This is a genomic window from Prevotella sp. 10(H) (assembly GCF_000711235.1).
Lineage (GTDB): Bacteria > Bacteroidota > Bacteroidia > Bacteroidales > Dysgonomonadaceae > Dysgonomonas.
The window spans coordinates 434,886-454,981 of the sequence record NZ_JOMI01000007.1; the positions used below are offsets into that span (position 1 = coordinate 434,886).

A 20,096-nucleotide genomic window follows, 5' to 3' on the forward strand; every position below is an offset into this window, starting at 1 on the left:
TCATGTTGAACGAAGTGAAGATTCTCACATTTATATTTGGAGAGTCTTCACTTCTTTATTTTTTATAATCCCAGTGTTTTCTTCAATGTCTTGTATCCGCTAAGGCTTATCCGTACCTGATTGCCGTTTTTGAGTTTCAATAACTGGCTTTGCTTATCAAATAATTCAATCTGTGAGATAAATTCTACATTCACAATGCTCGAACGGTGTACCCGTACGAATTTATCCGTTGGGAGGCTGCTTTCGAATGATTTCATCGTCTGCTCTTTCAGGTATTTTCCTTTGGTGGAATGTATCATTACATAGTCGCCTTCGGCCTGCAGATGGATGATTTCGGATATCAACACAACATCTATTTTTTGCCCGTTTTTGACAGCGATGCGTTCGAGTATTTCGATGTTTTCCAACTCTTGTGTATCAGATTTATCTTCCGGGGTTTCAACTTCATTTGCAGTATCCGAAATGATTTCCTCCTCAGTATTATTCAGTCGTGTGAATATTACTATCGTCAGGCTGTACACCAACAATCCTATAACAATACGGGAAGGTATAACAGATGTCAGAAATATCCATTCATTTTCGGGAAATGACAGATAGAGAGCGAGATATTCTACTCCTATCCAGCAGGCCACAAACAGGATAGCCATTGCCCCGTAGTTGATAAATTGCTGTTTTGCCGGCAGTGAGGTGAAATGTACATATTTTGCTGCATTTCTTAGCAGAAGCAATAATCCCGATAAGGCTATTCCGGATACGGCAGAATCAGTTATCAATATATATTCGGGTACATTTATCAGCGGTTTGAAACAGATAAAGAGAATAACGGCCGCTGCCAATGCGATGAATATATGTATATATATCAATTGGCGGTTTTTCATTTTGCCGTATTCTTAATTTCTTATTTCACCGCTGCCGAACATGGCACTACCTTTGATTATAAGGCATGGACTGCCTTCGGCTATATTACCGGAGCGATAACGCTTATCTTCGAAAGAACCCAGGATAGAGTTACTTTTTAGCTCTACGTCCCAATCTGACGGTATATAGATTACTATGCTGCCGAACATTACATTAGCTTCAAGTACACCCGGCATATCGGATAATTGCGCTCTTCGGAGATCGATAATCAATTCGCCGAACATCACATTGCCTTCACCGCCTTTGAAGTTCCGGGAAAGTACAATTTGTTCTGCCGATCCGAACATTACATTTTTATCTACATAAGCAGCTTCGTTATAATCCGAAGAATTATTTTCACTATTTGCCGATTTGGATCTGTGGGCGTAGTCTATTTGTTCATATGGGTGATCATGCTCGTTTCTTTTTCGTGAAGAGGGAATAATACGGCTAAGTACTAAACATGCCCCGACGATAATAAGCAAAACAGGCCAGTATGTTTTGAAATCGATATCGACGCACGTAAAATATTCAGGCAATATATGGCATAGTCTGGGATAAATAAAGAATCCTCCGACTGCAATCAGTATTATGGCGGCGCTATAATTCCTTTTCAACAAACTCCATACTCCGATACCTATCAGGAGCATCTGCCACGACAGAAGTATCGGCCGGTATTCGGCAGAAATAATATTCAGATTGAATAACAGAAATAATCCGCCGATAAATATAAGTAGTATAGCAAAGCCACTTCCATTATCCCTACCTCTTTTAAATAAGTGTTTATCTTTAAAATCTTTTTCCATGACGATTGTTTTTATGGGTTTTTGTTACAAAAGTATGCTTACATACAATTGCCTGCAACGAAAAATCGACGAACACGTCTTATTAGTCGACGAGTACAATACAAATTGACTATAAGCCTATTATTTTTTCGGCCTGAATCCGTCCTGTAATTTATTTCCTCTGGCTTCTACTTTTTTTATATCCTGCATCTTCCATTCTTTGGCAATTGACGCATCGCCCGTACACGGGAATACATCAAAGCACGAGCCGTTGCGGTGAGTGGTAATGAAGACCGTAATACTATCGTTCATTTTATACGGGATAATTTCAAAGCCTCTGCCGTAGGATGTCTCTTTAAAGATGCGGGAATCTTCCATTTTGTAGTTTTCAGAATACGGAGCAGTCAGCATAACAGATACAAAATTATCGATGTTACGGCCTTTCAGAGCATGATAATATTGACTACCCGATTTGGCAAAAGAAAGGAATAATAGAAGTGCCGATATGGAAATTATAAGAGTACCAACCTTACTTCCCGTTTTTGAATTTTCTTTAATCAGTAATGCTGCAGCAAAAAAGATCATGGAGAATAATACTCCTGCACAAAACCTGAAATCACGGGCTGTCAACAACCAGTAAATCGTATTTATGCATAATATAAGGAATACGAAATATAAAGATGAATTTGTCTTTCCTCTCTTACGTATATAAAAGAACAACACTACAAAAACAGATATTACCGAAAGAAAGAAATATGTAGTCCACGAGAGCAATGGGTTAGACTTCATAAAGTCTTCGAAATAATGAGGAATAGCATAATCGAATCCACCATTTGCTATTACAGAAATATATTCCCGTTGCTTTTCTACAACATAAGCAGGCATTTTCCAGTCGAAGGAAAATAAGTCGAGCTCGCCCAACGGATAAATGAGATATCCTGTAATAATAACATTCCGAATTAGCCAGAGAATAACGATTGTAGCTGAAGCTATAAGCAGAAAAGAAACCTCTTTATACTTTTTATCTTTAATCAGTAGGTAAATTACATACAAGCTTATTAGGCACAGAGGTGTAAAGAGCAGCTTAAATGTTATTAGCGATATGAGCACAAAGACATACAACAACGGTTTATTTTTTAAATTGGCAGGATATAATATCAGGCTCGACATCAGATAGAAAACCGCCAGATTGGGAATCGTATCGGTTGAAGTATCGGCTATTGCTTCCCTCGAAAAATAAAATAGTAGGAAATATAATGCTAATAAAATTATGCGCTTTAATTCAAAACCACTCTTTATTGTTTCGTATAATATCCATACAACCAGAATAACGGCTAATGTGCTTTGCAGTCCATAAATAGCCTGACCGAAAATAAACCGTAAGGTGAAAATCGAACTTAGTAAAAGATAATTGGAATTAAAGCCAAGCCTGTCTTCAAAGTTTCCCAAGCCCGGAATAACAGCAAAGTCCTCATTCCAGCGGATATTCTGATAATGGTAATAATTAGGGTCGAAAGTAAGAAAGGATGAATACAGGCACAGAACGAGAATAGAAAATATGGCTAATCCTATTATTATCAGTTGAATTACAGATAAGCTTCGCATTTTTGAAAAAATATTTTTTAAAGTCTCAACAAAATGCTTTCTTCTCCACAGCCAGTATGTCAAAGCTAATCCCGCGAATGCGAACAATACATAATGATTTGACGGAATAAATAATGATGTGGCTGATAATGGGATTAGTATTGCACACATACCTATCAGAAAACGATCAGTTATGGAATAGTCTCCATTGCTTTTACAAATCAGCTTATATAAATAGGATATAAAATCACCTGCAGAAAACAGGATGAAAAAAATTATAATCCAAGATACAATTATTGCAATCATTGTCCGTTCGGAATCATTTATTATTAGACAAATGTATGAAAATTATCAGGAAATAAGGCGAAGAGATATATCCTGATGTGTTTTTATCTTGCATAGGATTAACCTTAACTAAAAAGAATGACAACAAATAGAGAAGAGACTTAAAATATTTTTAACTTTGCATCTTAAAATAATAAACAGATATATGTTGACGCTAAAAACGATTAGTGAATATCCTGAACTGATTATAAAGAAACTTGCTAAAAAGCATTTCGAAGCACAAGAGATTATTGGAAAGGTATTGGAACTGGACCAACTGAGAAAAAAGACGCAGACAACTTTAGATGCAAGCCTTGCCGAGGCCAACAGTCTGTCCAAGCATATCGGACAACTGATGAAGGAAGGGAAGAAATCCGAAGCTGAGGCTGCAAAGAACAAGGTATCCGAACTGAAGAATCAAAATAAAACATTAGAAGATGCTTTGCGTCAGGCAGAGCAGGACTTGCAGGACTTGTTATTATTAATACCGAATTTGCCTGCAGATGAAGTTCCGGAAGGACGTACAGCCGAAGATAATGTTGTGGAAAGAACCGGAGGTGAAGTTCCTGATTTGGGTAAAGATGCACTTCCTCACTGGGATTTGGCAAAAAAATATGATTTGATCGATTTTGAACTCGGAGTGAAAATATCAGGTGCAGGCTTCCCTGTTTATAAGGGAAAAGGTGCGCGTTTGCAAAGGGCATTGATTAACTACTTCTTAGATAAAGCGCGTGATGCAGGTTATCTGGAAATACAGCCGCCATATGTAGTGAATGCCGCCTCGGGCTATGGTACGGGCAATTTACCCGATAAGGAAGGGCAGATGTATCATGCAACTGTCGATGATCTTTATCTGATACCTACAGCTGAAATACCGGTTACAAATATATACAGGGATGTTATACTCGAAGAAAAGGACTTACCTGTTAAAAATACAGCCTATTCCGCATGTTTTCGCCGCGAGGCAGGTTCGTATGGTAAAGATGTTAGAGGGTTAAACCGCCTACACCAGTTCGATAAAGTAGAAATAGTACGCATCGATAAGCCGGAACATTCATATGAGTCTCTGAAAGAAATGGTTGCATATGTGCAAACTATTGTTGAAGAGTTGGAATTACCATGGCGTATACTTCGTCTTTGTGGCGGCGATATGAGTTTTACATCCGCTCTTACATTCGATTTTGAGGTGTATTCCGCAGCTCAGCAAAGGTGGCTTGAGGTCAGCTCGGTATCGAATTTCGAGAGCTTTCAGGCCAATCGCCTTAAATGCCGTTACCGCGATGCAGATAAAAAGATACAATTGGTACATACTTTGAACGGCAGTGCATTGGCTCTTCCGCGCATTGTAGCTGCTTTACTGGAGAATAACCAGACGGCAGATGGAATTCGAATTCCTAAGGCATTGATACCGTATACGGGATTTGAATTTATTAATTAAAGTGAAAAAGGAACTATTTGCTAAGCGAAACTGTTATTTTATATACTTAATATATTAAATTTGCGTTAATTGTTAAAACTACGATATAATTATACAAAAGTTATGAATAAAAAATTAATTGGAATCGGATTGGCTCTTGCCTGCATTATAGGTTTTGGATCGTGTAAGCCGAAACAAAGTGCTTATAAGTCTGTTTATGAGGCTGCGAAAGAAAGAGAAGTGGAAGAAAATACTACAGATAATTCATCGGCAGTATCTAAACCGGCGACAACACCTACATATTCAAGCTCTAACGAATCTGTGAGGAAAGAAAAGGTTACTCCTGTTTACGAAAGCGATGCTTCGGGCCTTAAAGCTTACAGTGTGGTAATAGCTGCAATGGCGATGAAACCGGGTGCAGAATCACTGAAAGAAAGATTCGGAAATGACGGATATAGTGTAATACTTGCCCGCAACGAGCAGGGAATGTACCGTGTAATCATAGCAAGCTACGATTCTAAAGATCAGGCTGTTGCTAAAAAGAATGAAATTCTGCAGAAATACGCCGAAATGGGAGATGCTGCTACTCTGAAAGCAAAATATGGTATTCCATTTAACGACTGGTGGATACTTCAGAGAGAATATTAATATATTCGGTTATATATCAAAATATTACAAAAAGAGAGGGTGATTTTCATCCTCTCTTTTTTATGATACAACGGGTATCTTAATATCGATCGTCTTAAATGTTTGATAGTTAAAAGTTTAAATCTTGCTAACTTTCTTTGTGCAAGAGTGTTGTTTCATTTTTATTTTTTTATCTTTGTATGTTGAATGGTAGATAAGCACGCAATAATTATTGGCACAAAACACATTATTTTATGAAAATTTCGAATTACACAACTTTACTACTGGTTTTTATCTTCCTTGCTTTACCATGCAAATCTCAGCAAAATAAAGATAAAGGTTATAAAGGATTTTATAAATCCGTAAACAAGTATAATGCGTTGGAACCAGTGCGGGCAAACGTAATACAAGATCCTGATGTCATAATAGATACAATTACTGTAGGCCAGTTGGATTCTGTAATGAATAATATGGTTGGCGTGACAGATATAATGCAGGGCGGAAAATCTATATTGCATCCGGTTGTAACGCTGGAGCTCGATCCACAGTCTTCTGCATCGGAAGCTTTATTTGGCAGTGTTGAAACGCTCGATAGGGATCCGGATATAGGAAAAGGAATGTTAGACCCGAAAATAAAGGGAATAAAATTTATAAAAAGAACTAGTGCTGTACCGGAAACTGCAGAAGAAACCCCGGCCGAGCCAACAGAAGTGTCGGAACATACTACCATAATAGCAATGGGTACGGCTCCGGCATCAAGAAGGCCGTCAATACCGGTGCCAAATGCACCTTCTATAACTTCTTCTCCGGCTAAGACTCCATTCAGGGAACTTAATGAAGCTGACTGGAAACTGTTCAGGTCGATGAATGTTAAACTTGTTGACCAGACAGAACAGCCTTATCTGAAAAAGTATGCAATTGTTTTGGGTTCTTTCAGGAATCTGAACAATGCTAATTATATTAAAAGGACGTTCAACAGTTTGGGAGAACATTCTATAGTCGTAAAGACTGATACAAATTTGTACTTGGCTCTATTGGGTAGTTTCCAGACAGAAGCGGAAGCAATCCAGAAGCTCGAAGAAGTGTACAAATATTATGTGGAAGGTGTTTCGAAAACAAGGAGGGTGAGTCGTTTCGGAGTTCCGCTTGATGATTTATGGATATTAAACATCAATAAATAAAAGGAGATAACATTGATAGAATGAAAGTAAAGTTCTTAGGAACGGGAACATCTACGGGAGTTCCTGAAATCGGATGTAAATGCCCGGTATGTACTTCGAATGATATAAAAGACAGACGCCTGCGGGTGTCTGTCTTAATTAATACAGGTGACGTAAGGTTGTTGCTCGATTGCGGGCCCGACTTCAGAGAGCAAATAATAAATGAAGAATTTGCCCCTATCGACGGAGTGTTGCTCACCCATGAGCATTACGACCATGTAGGCGGATTGGACGATTTACGCCCTTTCTGTAGGTTCTCTGATGTGGATATATATACTAACAGCATAACGGCAGATGCATTGAGGACACGTATACCTTATTCCTTTATAGAACATAAATATCCCGGTGTGCCGCTTTTTAGACTGCACGAAGTAAACAGTAATTCAACTTTCCGTATTAAGGGAGTAGAGATCCAGCCTATCGATATTATGCATTATATGCTGCCGATATTCGGTTACCGGATAGGTAGTTTTGCTTACTTGACAGATGTAAAATCCATACCGGATAGCGAGTATCAAAAACTGAGGAACCTTGATGTGTTGGTTATAAATGCGTTACATATGAGTGAGCATCTGTCTCATCTCAATGTCGCTCAGGCATTGGAGGAAGTAAGGAAGATAGCTCCACGTAGGACTTATTTTATCCATATGTCTCATCGGATGGGGCTGCATGCCGACGTAGAAAAGACATTGCCTCCTAATGTTTTCCTTTCGTATGACGGGTTGGAAATAGAGGTATAAAAACTTAGTTATTCCTTTATAGTATAATTATCGGGAATATAAGCTACACGGGCAAAGTTCTTCGTCAATAGCTCAGTGTCAATTATTCTGCCTCCTTCAAATTTCAGGATCTTGTTACGCCATATCTCATTCTTACGGTAAAACTCATCCCCTATTTTCAGGAACTCATGCTCTTTCTCAAACACATGATAGGCATAATCCAGTTCCTTATCTATACGCAACTCTCCTTCAAGGCATTTCTCCGTTAACCACAGGTTGATCTGGAAAGTATGGGGCGTATTGTTTGTAAAACGATAATCGCCATAATTGTAGAATACAGTAGCTCCGCTGCCAAAAGGGAGAACCCGTCCACAATCGGGAAAAGGATCGAACGAGTGATGATGCCTCTCCGTTATGGTTAATGAACTGTGCATCACCATCCAATGTATCAGATTGGCTATCTGGCACAATCCTCCCCCTATTCCGGGGCGGGCCTTGCCGAAAGAAAGTTCCATACCCTCAACATAACCTTTGCGGCGGGTAGGCAATCCTACCAGTTTACAAAAAGAGAAAGTCTCACCCGGCTTTATTATTATTCCATTGATTTGTTCAATGCCAATACTCAGATTCCTAACCTTATTTACCTGCAATTGCATATCGCTATCGCCCAGCTTACGGATAAGAACGGACTGATGTTTTTTAACCCTGAATGGGAGTTTGTCCGAGGTTCGAAGCGATGTATATTTATATCCGTCGAGATTCCACTCGCCGTATCGTTTTATCCTCCTCATCCATACAGCTAGGAAATATAGGACAGGATGATATTGGCTGAGTAGTTTGCGTTGATCAGACATACACTATTTCTTTTTCACACTCCACCCGAAATGCCCGATATTCTCCCCCATCTTATAATATTCTCCATGCGAATAGGCAATAGGCCGCGCATCTTCGAGATTGAATTTTCCGGTTGCCTTGTCTATATATTTATCATCGGCTTTTACATTCACTACATCGGCAATGAACATATCATGCGACCCTAGGCTCATTATTTCCTTCACCCTGCATTCTATGCTCAACGGTGATTCTTCTATAATGGGTGCTTTAACGATGGATGCTTTGCCGGGGGTGAGCTTCATCTCCTCGAACTTATTGAAATCTTTTCCTGATCTCACACCACACCAATCGGTTGTATGTGCTAACTCTTCGGTGGTGATGTTAATGACAAATTCCATATTCTTCTTTATGATATTATAGGAATGTCTTTCAGGGCGTACCGAAATATAGCACATAGGCGGATTTGTACAGATAGTGCCCAGCCAACTTAATGTTATGATGTTATATTCATCGGGATTGCTTCCGCAGCTTATCATGGCTGCAGGCAGGGGATAGATTAATGTTCCCGGTTTCCAGTCTTGTTTCATTTCAGGATAATTTCGTCCTTGTTTATCTTAACACTACAGTAATGGCATTGCAGTACTATCTTCTCACTGTCTATCACATCAAATTTAGTCGGCATAGGTTCATTATTAGTGATACATTTCGGATTATTACATTTTACTATACCCTTGATTTTTTGTGGGAGAATCACTCTCTTTTTCTCAACGACAGTATAATCTTTTATAATATTGAGAACTACATTGGGTGCAATAAGGGCTATTTTATTGATAACCTCCTCTTCAAAGAATTTATCGGAGATCTTAATGATTCCTTTGTTAATCATTTTCTTACTTTCGAGATTGTTACCTATGGTGATCGGATTATTGATTTTCTCGAGTTCCAGTAAAGATACTACTTTGAAAACAACGCTTGACGGGATATGGTCGATTGCTGTTCCGTTGCAAAGTGCAGCTACTTGTAATTCTCTTCTTTGTCCTTTCATATTGTGTTGTTCCTTTAATCGACGTTAATATTTAATGCATCACAGATAACGGCTTCGCGGGTGAATACACCATTTTTTGCCTGTTCGAAGTAATATGCTTTGGGACTGTCGTCCACATCCTGCTGGATTTCATTTACACGGGGAAGCGGATGCAGTATCTTCATATTCTCCTTGGTTTCGCTTATCATATCTTTGCGGAGGATATATATGTTCTTCACTTTTTCATACTCCATGAGGTCAGTAAAACGTTCCCGCTGAACTCTGGTCATATATATAATGTCGGCACTGTTGATTACTTCAGGAGAGAAATCGACATACTCGTGGTATTTTATGCCGTGTGAATCGCAAAAGTTTTTATAAGTTTCAGGCAACCTCAGTTCTTCGGGCGCTACGAAGTTGAAAGTCGGATTGAAATGCGACATTCCTATTATCAGGGAGTGTACCGTGCGGCCGTATTTCAAATCTCCTACCACTGTTATTGTAAGGTCATCTAAAGTACCTTGAGTCTTAAAGATCGAATAGAGGTCGAGCATGGTCTGTGTAGGATGCTGGTTAGCCCCGTCTCCGGCATTGATAATTGGTATTGCCGATACTTCCGAAGCATAGCGGGCAGCCCCTTCGAGGTGGTGCCGCATGATGATAATATCAGCGTAATTATTTACCATGGCTATGGTATCTTTGAGTGTTTCGCCTTTCGATGAACTGGTGGTGGCGGCATCAGAAAAGCCAATGATACGACCGCCAAGTCTGTTTACAGCCGTTTCGAAACTTAGGCGCGTACGGGTCGACGGTTCGAAAAACAGAGTGGCGCAGACTTTGCCTTCGAGCAATCGCCTGTTGGGGTTCTCGTCAAATTTCTTCGTCAGATTCAGGATTCTCAGAATGTCTTCTTTGGAATAATCAGTAATAGATACCAGACTTTTTTTACACATAGCTTCTCTTATTATATAGTGAGATTTTAACTGTTATATCAAAAAAATCCCCGAAAAAGAAAACTTTTCCGAGGATATATATTTAAATTCTAATATTGATGCAATAAATAAACAGATTGTCTTCAGGTATTAAATACTGTCTGCGTATAAAACTTCTATTCATAACAATCCTTTTTTCAGGTTCAAATATAGGCACTTTTTTTGAGATATATCTCATAATATATATAATTTAATAAAATGAGGCGGTATCTTTAGGATACCGCCTCATCTTCATAATCAACAAATCAAATAGTAGGCCTTTTATTCTACTAATGCTTTAAGTTCAATATTTCGTATCATAGCATATCCACTGCTTGATGAAATAACAGTATACTTGAAATAGCGTGCTTTTTGTGGATTTTTCAGTACACAGTTCTGTCCGGCATCGCTATTAGGATCAACGTTGAATGTTCCGAAATCATACCATGTAGCATTGTCCAAGCTACCTTCTACTTTTACTATAGATTGCGAACCTCCGTTACCATTACGTCTGAAGCTTATGAGAACTGTCGGCAATACTTCCTGATGAATGTCAAAGACAATCCATTGAGGCAGAGACGATCCGCTACTCCAGTTGGAATGCCAGAATGTTCCGTTATCATTATCGATTGCATGTTTTGCATGACCATTATCTGGTCCTTCACCTCCATTTTCTTCTGAAGAGAAGTCGAGAATCGTCCATGGTTTTGCTAATTTATCTATTTGCACCTCTGTGAGTGTCTTTATTTCACTCTCGTAAGAATTCTGATTTCCATTATAATCCTGAGTGATAACCAGTACTTTATATTCCGTAGTTTCTTCCAATCCTTCCAGCATGTAATTGGTGACATTCGTCTGTAGTTCAGCAGAAAATACTTCCTGATTAGTGGCCTTATCTATAGCTTTTACAAATATTTTGTCAAAATCTCCGTCGGTAGGGTTTTTCCAGTTCAATGCCACAGATACTGCAAAGATGCTCATTTCCAGATCTTCAACTTTCCCCGGAGGTACATTGTCTAATGTAGGCATGATATCCTCGTCGACTCCGGTAGAATAAGCCAGTCCCGTAGAAATACATTTCACCGTAACTTTATATAGTTCATTATATACATGGCCGATTGTATAGGAGGTTTTATCTTTACCTATTACCTGCGTATATAATGTATTATCCACATTACTGCCCTGCCATTCTACCACATAGCCGTCAAGATCTTCAGTATTGGCAGGAGCATTCCATGACAAAGTCAGGATATTGAGGCTGGGTGTTATTTTGAAATTCTGTATTTCTGCCTCATATGTTCCTTCCTGTAGCTTTTCCGGAATTTCAACTATCCCTCCGGTAACTAAATCATCATCGTCATCGTTACATCCGGTACAAAAGAATCCCGTTAATAAAACGATCAATAGGATATATTTTATTTTCATGTCGATATACATAATAATTATTTTTTAATTTTTGCATGACGGAATTTAACTTTTACGTGCCATTCTCCCGGCTCATTTATCTGATACACTATTTTTACATGCAGGTTTATACCACTGAAGGTTAATCCTTCTCTTGCTGCAAATTCGTCGGCTAATGCCTGAGCCTCGTCTGTTACAGTATAATAAGATGGGTGTAGCTGGTAGTATGACAAAGAAATAGAGTTTCTGCCCCCTCCCGGATCCTGCCTTCCATATATCGGATAAGGAACAGTAGGGAAATTGAAAATGACACCGTCATCCAGATATTCTGTTTCAATAGAATTATCAAACCATGAATTTCTATAGCTGGATCCGCTTGGCTCCCTGTTTATCGCTTTACCAGGGAATGGATTGTCATTACAATCGTAGAATGTCAACTTGATTTTAACATCGTCGCGTTCGGCAACTTTTTCGATGTGGAATCTTGGATGCGTATTGTTATGTACCTGTACTTTTTCATCCGGCGGAAGTGGGTTTCTATTTTCAATAGTATAGTTCTTCCCCGGTTCGGAAGCAACTATCCCGTATATCCATTCTCCGAAGTTGTTAGCGTCTTCCCAAGGCCGATAAACAAATTTGATTTTTCCGTAATTTGTGTATTCTTTGCTATCAGACTCATTCGAAACCTTTATATCCACACCATACAGCTCTCCGTCTATATATTGCGTTCCTCCATTGAAAGCAATTTGTCCGCTACCCGGGTTTATCTCGATAGGAGGTACTTCCTTCGCATATAATTTTTTATTTACCAGCTCCATTGTGCTATCCATATCAGGATTATAAGGAGATTTCCATAGTTTGACGGAATAATTCTTAAAGAACTCCGGAGCGTCTTTCCCTGTATTCAGGTCTTTAACCCTTAATATCTCGAATTTCAACGGCTGTGTGGAGCCGTCTATCATCGGAATGCCGGACACTACATAAAGCCCTTTCACAACTTCCATTGTGTCTTCACGCATTCTAATATTATCGCTAAGGAAACCTACAGGTATATCCTCTACGCAACTGTTAAATAAAATTATCGTAAATAATAGTATATAAATCTTTTTCATCTTTTTTCTTTTTAGGCATTAGTTTTTGGTAAAGAATAAAGTATGCTGGTTTGGCAATACGTGTATTATGCCCGTTGTGCTTATCAGGCCCGACGTCTGAATGCGATCTTTAGTATCAATTTCCGTAGCCGGGAGATTCTTGGCATCCCATTCGTCCCAGTAATTACCACGTTTGTAAGTGAGGAACACAAATTCAGGTTTTTCTACCAGTGGTTTACCGTCTCCGGTATAGTCATCACCCGGTTCGAGTGATATTCTCAGCTGTGTACCGATTGCATTTGTGAGTACTTCCCCTTCTTTACTCATGTTGTGCCTTTCTATTTTGCCGGGATAAATGTACATTGATAAAGAGTCGTGTAACACATCGACTGGTATGCTGTCGAACTGGTATTTATAATTAGGCTCATTGTATTTTGCCCGTCCTCTCACTGTCATTACGTCAATGTATTTACGAAATGAAAAATGTGTGGTTACGAAGAAGGTTACATCGCTGTTTACTACATCTTTAAGTCCGGCTTTGTCGATAGCCATTACCAGAGTATCGAAGAGATGATTTGAAGCAAGGAAGTCGTAAGTCGACATGTTTACATACGGTGAAGATGTACCTCCATCCAGTTTGTAGTCATCGTCTACACAGGAAACTACTGCAACAATTAAAATGAGTGATAATATATATTTTTTCATATGTCAATAATTATTTAAGTTATCTAATCTACACCTTACAATTTACCAACCCAGTATGGAACCTGATATAATGATGTATTTGCAGATTGTAATCTTTGTATATCTACAGGCCAGTAATAACCTTTCTTAGCTTTGCGCTCCTCCGACATAAAATCATTGCCATCCCAATAATCATTCCTGATACGGTCATATGCGCTATGTCCTTCACCTACTAATTCACGAGCGCGTTCTTCGAATATTTCTTTTATCAGATTGCTATTGCTTCCTATATATTTTCCAATACCAGCCCTTTCACGAATCAGATTCAGAAGATCTTTGGCCTGTCCGTGCCTTCCTAATTTTGTTAAAGCTTCAGCTCGTAGTAAAATACAATCGGAAAGCCTGAATATTAATACATTGGAATTAGCGAAATAATATTTTGAATCGCTAGGGTCTTCCTGTACGTGTGCTGCATATTTCAACATGAAAGGAGGCGCATAAGTATCATCGGTTTGGTTACCAAAGTTTTGGAAGAATAAGTTTCTTCTTTTATCGGCAGATGGATATAACATCAATGCTTTAGCCGGATCCAGAGTTATATAGTCGTCTATACTGTTTAATGTCTCCTTACTTGCATCCGTCCATGTTACGGTATGTATAGGATCCTTACTGGTTCCGTTTATGCGATACGATTCATTATCGGCAACTGAAATATGTAGTTCGAAAATACCTTCACTCGATTGTCCGTCAAACATATTCTCCACGTTATCAGGATTGTCATAATTTACTAATGTACGGTTGCTCTGATTCATGACGATATCCAGACATTTTTCCGCTTCACTGACATATTTAGTAAAGTCTTCAGTGCTGTTGTTCAAGTCCCTGGCCAGCCATAGTAAAGTATGTGCTTTCAGCGTCAGGGCTGCTGCTCGGTCTGCCTGTACTGCCCATTTATCATCGCCCTTTTTATCGTATGTTAGTAAAGATATGGAAGCGTCGATAGGTTTAAGTATAAACTGCAATACCTCTTTTTCCGATGATTGAATACGGGGAATTGTATTCCCGTCGTCGAGCCCTTGTTCTACACTTTCGAACGATTCCTGAACTAATGGTAAATCTCCGTAGATACGAACCATATGGAAATAAGTATAAGCATAGAGAAAATATGCTTCTCCCCTGATCCTGTCACGTTTCTTAATGGCTTCATCTTCCGACGAATCAAAATCGGATAAAGGAACATCGTTAAGATGTCTTAAGAGTGTGTTTGTTGTATTGATTACCTGGAAATAGGAAGTCCAGTCGAGCCAGTTGTAAGATGCTATATAGGAACCTACATAATTACCTTCGACAACTTGCTTCTTTACATAATTATTATTCATGAGCAATGTACTTGCCGGCAGGTCGCCATAAAGATACATCGGATTGTCCATTATTAAGACTTTTCGCAGCCTCGAGTATGCACCGGATAACATTTGTTCGCATCCTTTGGCTGTGCTCCATACTTGTTGGCCATATGCATCACCCAGCGGGTCATAGTCAAGTTTACAACCTGTATTTAATAGCATGGATAAAGCAAAAATGTATAATATTATTCTTGTTTTCATATTAGTCCTGATTATTAAAATTCAATATTTACACCCAAAGTATATCTGCGAGCTTGCGGATATCCATCACCTATAGCATACCCCCTCGAATCTACCATGGAAGCATCCACAAGTTTGTCGGATTTCTGCCATTGCCACACATTATATGCAGTTGCGAATACATATAATCTGTCTAATTTCAAGGTTTTCTTTAGCCATTTGCGGTCGAAATTATATGAAAGCGTGATATCATTGATCTTCCAGTAACTTCCGTTTTCCCACCACATCGATGATTGGTTGCGGAAAGCGTATGTAGGAGATAATCCATCTGCATGAGGTATTATCGACGGATAGTAACCATTTGGATTTGTTGTAGACCAGAAGTCATAATCAGGTATGTTTATCATGGCCATATGCGCCCAGTCTGCCCCTCTGTTATACCTGTCCAGTACTTGTTGATTTACTTCATCGTAAACATCGCGGCCAAAGACAAAATGTGTATTTACTCTCAATTGCCATTCTTTGTAGCCGAGGTTAATGTTAAAGTGTCCGGCAACTTTAGGGTTCGGATCGTATTCTGCCAAGACTACGTCCTGATCGGAGTTGTCTGATACCAGATAGTCGCCTGATACATCACGCCACATAGGATAGCCGGGAACCGCCTTACCCCATATTCCGCCTTTTGTAGGATCAAGAGCTTGTCCGGTGAAAGGATTCACAGGCAGATCGTCGAGGCTCCTTAACGGACCTTCGTAGATTAAACCTCTGAATAAAGGACCCGGTTTTCCTACTACATAACCATATTTATCGGTCAGGTAATCCCTGTTGTCGTTAGGTAGCTTGGTTATTACATTTGTATTATGTGCCAGCCCTGCTGTGAGTTGTAAGGTTAAATCATTATTGCGAGGAAATACATGTGCATCTACCGATATTTCCCAACCTGTATTACGTATTCCGGCTACATTCGATTTTACTTGTTCGAAACCTGTATAACCCGGGAATTTAACATCGAATAATAAGTCTTCTGTATTTTTATTGTAATAGTTGGCTGATACGTAAAGCCTGTTTTTGAAGAATTCCAGATCGATACCGAGGTCGGTTTGTATACTGGTTTCCCAAGATAAGTTATTATCAGCAAGATTTTTGAAGTTTTGTATGGCGGATGGTACACCATTATATCCGCTAGGATTCAGGTTACCGGTACCTACATATGGTTTATCGAAACCATTATAGCCCATTTTATACATATTATAACGTAAGTAGTTATCAGCGAACTGCTTTCCGTTACGTCCTATCGTGTATTTTAGTTTGGCAAACGATAGCCAGTCTTCAGCAAACTTCATGAAAGATTCTTCGCTTACTATCCAGAATATACCACCCGAATAGAAATTACCCCAGCGGTTGTTCTTGCCAAATCTTGAAGAAGCATCCCTACGGTAGTTAAAATCTAACTGGTAACGATCCATAAAGCGATAGCCCAAACGTGTCCAGTAGCTTAACATCGCATTCTCACCTATAGTCGTTTCATACTTCTTTAATTCACTTTGTTTGTATCCGTTAATAGTTTTTATCATATCGCCGGAACCACCTTCAGCCTCCATAGTCATAGACTCGGTACGGTTATACTCGTAAGACGTACCCAACAGGAAATTTAAATTGTGATCTTTTCCTATGTAGCCTGTATAATTCAGATAGTGTTCCATATTTGTTCCTAAACGCTCATTCTGATCACTCTTAGCTTTTCCCAGTTTTTCTTTATTCAGGGTAGACGGCTGAAATTCATTACGTTTCTGATTATAATATACCACACTAACCTGAGAGTTGAATCCGACTCCTTTCCAAAGGTCTACATTTAAGATATTTGTAGCCTGTACATTTATAGTCCGGTCAGTCCGGTAATAATCTTCGAGCGAGCCTTTAAGGAAATGCATTTGTTCTGGAGTCAGCGTCAAAAGAGAAGAGTTCATTTCCGACGGTTTTACAGGGAAATTGCCACGTGAATTATGGTCTGAAGCTCCCGGTTCCCTATCCAGATACGAAGCGTTTATAATTGTCTGGTTTCTTACCCTTTGCCAAGGTTTCTGAGATATATTCGCATTAAGGGTATATCTCTTTAATCCGGTATTTTTTATAATACCTTCTTCATCATAATATCCTATTCCTAAGCGGTAATTCAAATCTTCGGAACCTCCCCTTATTGAGGCATCATATATCTGTTGTATAGCTGTCTGATAGAAAAGATCCTGATAATCCATATTGTTATTAAACGATGGATTTAAACTATCGGTAAGGATAATAGGAAGAGCTTCTCTCCATGATTCATATCCCCACGTATCATATATAAGCCCCATTTTCATTCTCCTTTCGGCTGCACCTATAGGAGTCTTTGCTAGTTCGGGGCGTACATTTATACTGGTAGAGGCTTTAAGGGTTACTTTCATCTTACCTACCTCTCCTTTTTTAGTCTTAATAATGATTACACCGTTTGCACCACGCGAACCATAAATGGCTGCGGCCGATGCATCTTTCAGTATGTCTATTGATTCTATGTCTTCCACATTCAATGAGGCCAGATAATCGTTATTGGTTTTGCCATATCCTGCTACCTCCTCCAGTGTCGTCGGTACACCGTCTATCACATAAAGAGGATTACTGAATTGGTTTGCTTCACCCAAACTTCCCGAGATGACAGCATTTCCACGAAGTTGAAGACCACCCATACCACCTGGAGAACCTCCGAGATTCATCGATACAACACCCGTTACCTTTCCGGCAAGCAGGTCGGTGAGGCTGGCTGTAGGAAGATTGGCTAATTCTTTAGCATCTACACTGGCTACAGTACCTGTTGTAAACTTCTTCTGTACTGATTGGTAGCCGATAACGACCACATCGTCCAGATCGGTAGACTCTTCTTCTAGTATAATGTTCATAGAAGTTCGGCTGCCGACTTTTTCCTCGGCTTTAGTATAACCTATCGATGAAAACTGGAGAACGGCATTCGGTCCGGATACCGTAATGGAAAAACTACCGTCAGCATCGGTATGCACACCGTTTGTAGTACCTTTTTCAACAACAGTAACACCTATAATGGGTTCTCCTGTCTTTGTTTTGACAGTTCCGGTAACAGTATTTTTCTGTTGCTCTTCTTTTATACTATTTATGGCCATACTTTCGGGATTAACTCCGTTTTTGAACAGTATCACCTGTCGGTCTACTATTCTATAGCCCGAATAGTTTTTATCGAGTATTTTGTCTAAAACTTCATTGATTGTAGCTTTTTTGACAGATACATTTACACGTTTATTAACATTTACGGCCTCATCATTGTAGAAAAAAATGTATTCACTTTGGTTTTCAATTTCATAAAAAACATCTTTCAGAGTTTTGTTCTGAACTTTCAAAGAGAGCATCGTGTTCTGACTGTGAGTAGCGGAAGCCACTCCAATGCTGAGGAACATCAAAAAAACACCTATTTTCATAATTCGAAAGTATTTTTTTAATTTACATGAATTGCTTTTTCTTAAGAATTGTTTCATAGAATTCCCTTAGATTAAAGTTAATTAATTTTTCTTCTTTTTTAATTTAGTTAACATATTTTACCGGCTTCAAAAAACCCTTGTAACCTATGTCGGTGACAGGTAATTAATCATAAGCAAAATGTTTTTTAAGGTTTGTACTTGATTTGTATTGAGTTACAGGTTAATTATTTTTTTAATGCTAAGATTTTAATTCGATTTTTATATGCTTCTCGCTTATAATATATTTTATAGGAGCGGTTATCGATATATAATTGAGAACCTCTTCTATGCCTCCACCTAAATTTAATTTACCACTTACCTTGATGCTTTTAATTGCATTACGGTCGTAAGAGAAAGTCATATTGTAATGTCTTTCCAGTTTTTGTAACACATTATCCAGACTTTCGCTCTTCAAGAGTAAATAACCTTGTATCCATGATATATGATTGTTAACATCTACTTTTTGTATATTGACATCTTTTGATGATATTCCGTATGACAACATCTGGTTAGGTAATATCTCGTAGTCTCCTTTCAACTCATTACTTTTGACAGCTACCGAGCCTGAAACCAAGACTACCGACTGGAACGAGTCGTTATTATATGCAGATACATTCAGTTTTGTGCCCAATACATTTACATCTATATGATTTGTCTTGATGATAAAGGGACAATTCTCATCTTTTGCTACATCGAGATATATTTCTCCCGAAACAAATATCTCCCTTTTATCGTTAGCAAATACCGCAGGATATATCAGATTACTTCCTGAATTGACCCAAATTTTAGTACCGTCGCTTAATGTTAGCGAAGCAGTCTTTCCGTAAGGGACCGTCAGTTGGTTTAGTTGTGGTTTGCTTTCATCTTCCGGCTTGGCAATCTGTTCAGCATGTATATTCGATGCTCCTTCCTTATCATATACAATATTGGAACTGTCGGTTGCAATTTTTTCGTTGCTTGGCAGCGTTAGTATAATATGGTTGGAACGAAGCATGTTTTCATCCTTATCCATTTCTGTTATTATTGCAGCATAATCTGTATCGGCCTTCTTCTTCTGATTGATAAAAAGAACCCAGTAACTTCCGGCCAGAATGGAAATCATAGCTGCAATAGAAGCACCACGCAACCATATTTTTCTGAATGTGCGGTGCGATGTTTTAACGTGAAGTGTATTTTGCTCAATCTTTTTCCATATCTCCATCTTATCATCCTGTGATAGTTTTGGTTCTACGACTTTGAGCTTTTTTATTATATTTTTCAATGTTTCAGCGCTTATTTTTAGTTCTTCATCCCTGTTTATCTGGTTTTGCCAAAACGCGTCTGATTCCGTAGTGGGGTTTATTACCCATTGGATGAATGCGTCGTTGTCTAGCAGTGAAAGAATAATTTTATCAGAATGATTTGTTGACATACC

Annotated in this window: 17 protein-coding genes; 4 read left to right on the forward strand and 13 right to left on the reverse strand. The window is 38.8% G+C overall.

Annotated features, from left to right (window positions below; genetic code table 11):
* Window positions 1–62: 62 nt before the first annotated feature.
* The 3 genes from K348_RS0113380 to K348_RS0113390 all read right to left on the reverse strand — a co-directional run bounded on the left by K348_RS0113380 (window position 63) and on the right by K348_RS0113390 (window position 3,287).
* Window positions 63–878 carry a LytTR family DNA-binding domain-containing protein gene (locus tag K348_RS0113380; protein WP_029905541.1) on the reverse strand — a complete coding sequence of 272 codons (816 nt, stop codon included), beginning with the start codon at window positions 876–878 and terminating at the stop codon, window positions 63–65.
* 12 nt (window positions 879–890) lie between these two features.
* Window positions 891–1,703 carry a LiaI-LiaF-like domain-containing protein gene (locus K348_RS0113385; RefSeq protein WP_029905542.1) on the reverse strand — a complete coding sequence of 271 codons (813 nt, stop codon included), beginning with the start codon at window positions 1,701–1,703 and terminating at the stop codon, window positions 891–893.
* Between the two features lie 120 nt (window positions 1,704–1,823).
* On the reverse strand, window positions 1,824–3,287 hold the full coding sequence (locus tag K348_RS0113390) for a hypothetical protein (RefSeq protein WP_156032888.1): 1,464 nt from the start codon (window positions 3,285–3,287) through the stop codon (window positions 1,824–1,826).
* Window positions 3,288–3,756: 469 nt separating this feature from the next.
* Here K348_RS0113390 and serS point away from each other — a divergent pair, with 469 nt between their 5' ends.
* The 4 genes from serS to K348_RS0113410 all read left to right on the forward strand — a co-directional run bounded on the left by serS (window position 3,757) and on the right by K348_RS0113410 (window position 7,594).
* The gene (serS, locus tag K348_RS0113395) at window positions 3,757–5,028 is read left to right on the forward strand and encodes a serine--tRNA ligase (RefSeq protein WP_029905544.1); all 1,272 of its coding nucleotides are present in this window, start codon (window positions 3,757–3,759) and stop codon (window positions 5,026–5,028) included.
* Window positions 5,029–5,130: 102 nt separating this feature from the next.
* Complete coding sequence (locus K348_RS0113400; RefSeq protein WP_029905545.1) at window positions 5,131–5,655, forward strand: SPOR domain-containing protein; 525 nt, start codon at window positions 5,131–5,133, stop codon at window positions 5,653–5,655.
* Window positions 5,656–5,888: 233 nt separating this feature from the next.
* Window positions 5,889–6,815, forward strand: a complete 927-nt coding sequence (locus K348_RS0113405; RefSeq protein WP_029905547.1) for an SPOR domain-containing protein — start codon at window positions 5,889–5,891, stop codon at window positions 6,813–6,815.
* Window positions 6,816–6,835: 20 nt separating this feature from the next.
* Complete coding sequence (locus K348_RS0113410) at window positions 6,836–7,594, forward strand: MBL fold metallo-hydrolase (protein WP_029905549.1); 759 nt, start codon at window positions 6,836–6,838, stop codon at window positions 7,592–7,594.
* An 8-nt stretch (window positions 7,595–7,602) separates the two neighbouring features.
* On the opposite strand, the gene K348_RS0113415 is transcribed toward K348_RS0113410, so the two are convergent.
* The 10 genes from K348_RS0113415 to K348_RS0113460 all read right to left on the reverse strand — a co-directional run bounded on the left by K348_RS0113415 (window position 7,603) and on the right by K348_RS0113460 (window position 20,093).
* Entirely contained in the window at window positions 7,603–8,427 is an 825-nt protein-coding gene (locus K348_RS0113415; protein WP_029905551.1) for a VanW family protein, read from the reverse strand.
* 3 nt (window positions 8,428–8,430) lie between these two features.
* Window positions 8,431–8,994, reverse strand: coding sequence for a flavin reductase family protein (locus tag K348_RS0113420; RefSeq protein WP_029905553.1), 564 nt, complete (start codon window positions 8,992–8,994; stop codon window positions 8,431–8,433).
* Entirely contained in the window at window positions 8,991–9,452 is a 462-nt protein-coding gene (locus K348_RS0113425; protein WP_029905555.1) for an aspartate carbamoyltransferase regulatory subunit, read from the reverse strand. Before K348_RS0113425 ends, K348_RS0113420 begins: the two co-directional genes overlap by 4 nt.
* Window positions 9,453–9,466: 14 nt before the next feature.
* On the reverse strand, window positions 9,467–10,384 hold the full coding sequence (gene pyrB / locus K348_RS0113430; RefSeq protein WP_029905558.1) for an aspartate carbamoyltransferase: 918 nt from the start codon (window positions 10,382–10,384) through the stop codon (window positions 9,467–9,469).
* A 300-nt stretch (window positions 10,385–10,684) separates the two neighbouring features.
* Window positions 10,685–11,827, reverse strand: coding sequence for a discoidin domain-containing protein (locus K348_RS0113435; protein WP_197027663.1), 1,143 nt, complete (start codon window positions 11,825–11,827; stop codon window positions 10,685–10,687).
* A gap of 17 nt (window positions 11,828–11,844) precedes the next feature.
* Entirely contained in the window at window positions 11,845–12,918 is a 1,074-nt protein-coding gene (locus K348_RS0113440) for a DUF5007 domain-containing protein (RefSeq protein WP_029905561.1), read from the reverse strand.
* Between the two features lie 18 nt (window positions 12,919–12,936).
* The gene (locus K348_RS0113445; protein ID WP_029905564.1) at window positions 12,937–13,602 is read right to left on the reverse strand and encodes a hypothetical protein; all 666 of its coding nucleotides are present in this window, start codon (window positions 13,600–13,602) and stop codon (window positions 12,937–12,939) included.
* 35 nt (window positions 13,603–13,637) lie between these two features.
* Window positions 13,638–15,185, reverse strand: a complete 1,548-nt coding sequence (locus K348_RS0113450) for a RagB/SusD family nutrient uptake outer membrane protein (RefSeq protein WP_081852572.1) — start codon at window positions 15,183–15,185, stop codon at window positions 13,638–13,640.
* A 14-nt stretch (window positions 15,186–15,199) separates the two neighbouring features.
* Window positions 15,200–18,643 carry a SusC/RagA family TonB-linked outer membrane protein gene (locus tag K348_RS0113455; RefSeq protein WP_197027664.1) on the reverse strand — a complete coding sequence of 1,148 codons (3,444 nt, stop codon included), beginning with the start codon at window positions 18,641–18,643 and terminating at the stop codon, window positions 15,200–15,202.
* A 238-nt stretch (window positions 18,644–18,881) separates the two neighbouring features.
* Window positions 18,882–20,093, reverse strand: a complete 1,212-nt coding sequence (locus tag K348_RS0113460) for a FecR family protein (RefSeq protein WP_051697874.1) — start codon at window positions 20,091–20,093, stop codon at window positions 18,882–18,884.
* Window positions 20,094–20,096: the final 3 nt, after the last annotated feature.

Coding starts and splice junctions, on each gene's coding strand:
- K348_RS0113415 (WP_029905551.1), bottom strand. CDS start 8,427: ATGTCTGATCAACGCAAACTACTCAGCCAATATCATCCTGTCCTATAT.
- K348_RS0113455 (WP_197027664.1), bottom strand. CDS start 18,643: ATGAAAATAGGTGTTTTTTTGATGTTCCTCAGCATTGGAGTGGCTTCC.
- serS (WP_029905544.1), top strand. CDS start 3,757: ATGTTGACGCTAAAAACGATTAGTGAATATCCTGAACTGATTATAAAG.
- K348_RS0113435 (WP_197027663.1), bottom strand. CDS start 11,827: ATGAAAATAAAATATATCCTATTGATCGTTTTATTAACGGGATTCTTT.
- K348_RS0113400 (WP_029905545.1), top strand. CDS start 5,131: ATGAATAAAAAATTAATTGGAATCGGATTGGCTCTTGCCTGCATTATA.
- K348_RS0113445 (WP_029905564.1), bottom strand. CDS start 13,602: ATGAAAAAATATATATTATCACTCATTTTAATTGTTGCAGTAGTTTCC.
- K348_RS0113410 (WP_029905549.1), top strand. CDS start 6,836: ATGAAAGTAAAGTTCTTAGGAACGGGAACATCTACGGGAGTTCCTGAA.
- K348_RS0113390 (WP_156032888.1), bottom strand. CDS start 3,287: ATGCGAAGCTTATCTGTAATTCAACTGATAATAATAGGATTAGCCATA.
- K348_RS0113405 (WP_029905547.1), top strand. CDS start 5,889: ATGAAAATTTCGAATTACACAACTTTACTACTGGTTTTTATCTTCCTT.
- K348_RS0113385 (WP_029905542.1), bottom strand. CDS start 1,703: ATGGAAAAAGATTTTAAAGATAAACACTTATTTAAAAGAGGTAGGGAT.
- K348_RS0113450 (WP_081852572.1), bottom strand. CDS start 15,185: ATGAAAACAAGAATAATATTATACATTTTTGCTTTATCCATGCTATTA.
- K348_RS0113380 (WP_029905541.1), bottom strand. CDS start 878: ATGAAAAACCGCCAATTGATATATATACATATATTCATCGCATTGGCA.
- K348_RS0113460 (WP_051697874.1), bottom strand. CDS start 20,093: ATGTCAACAAATCATTCTGATAAAATTATTCTTTCACTGCTAGACAAC.
- K348_RS0113440 (WP_029905561.1), bottom strand. CDS start 12,918: ATGAAAAAGATTTATATACTATTATTTACGATAATTTTATTTAACAGT.
- K348_RS0113420 (WP_029905553.1), bottom strand. CDS start 8,994: ATGAAACAAGACTGGAAACCGGGAACATTAATCTATCCCCTGCCTGCA.
- K348_RS0113425 (WP_029905555.1), bottom strand. CDS start 9,452: ATGAAAGGACAAAGAAGAGAATTACAAGTAGCTGCACTTTGCAACGGA.
- pyrB (WP_029905558.1), bottom strand. CDS start 10,384: ATGTGTAAAAAAAGTCTGGTATCTATTACTGATTATTCCAAAGAAGAC.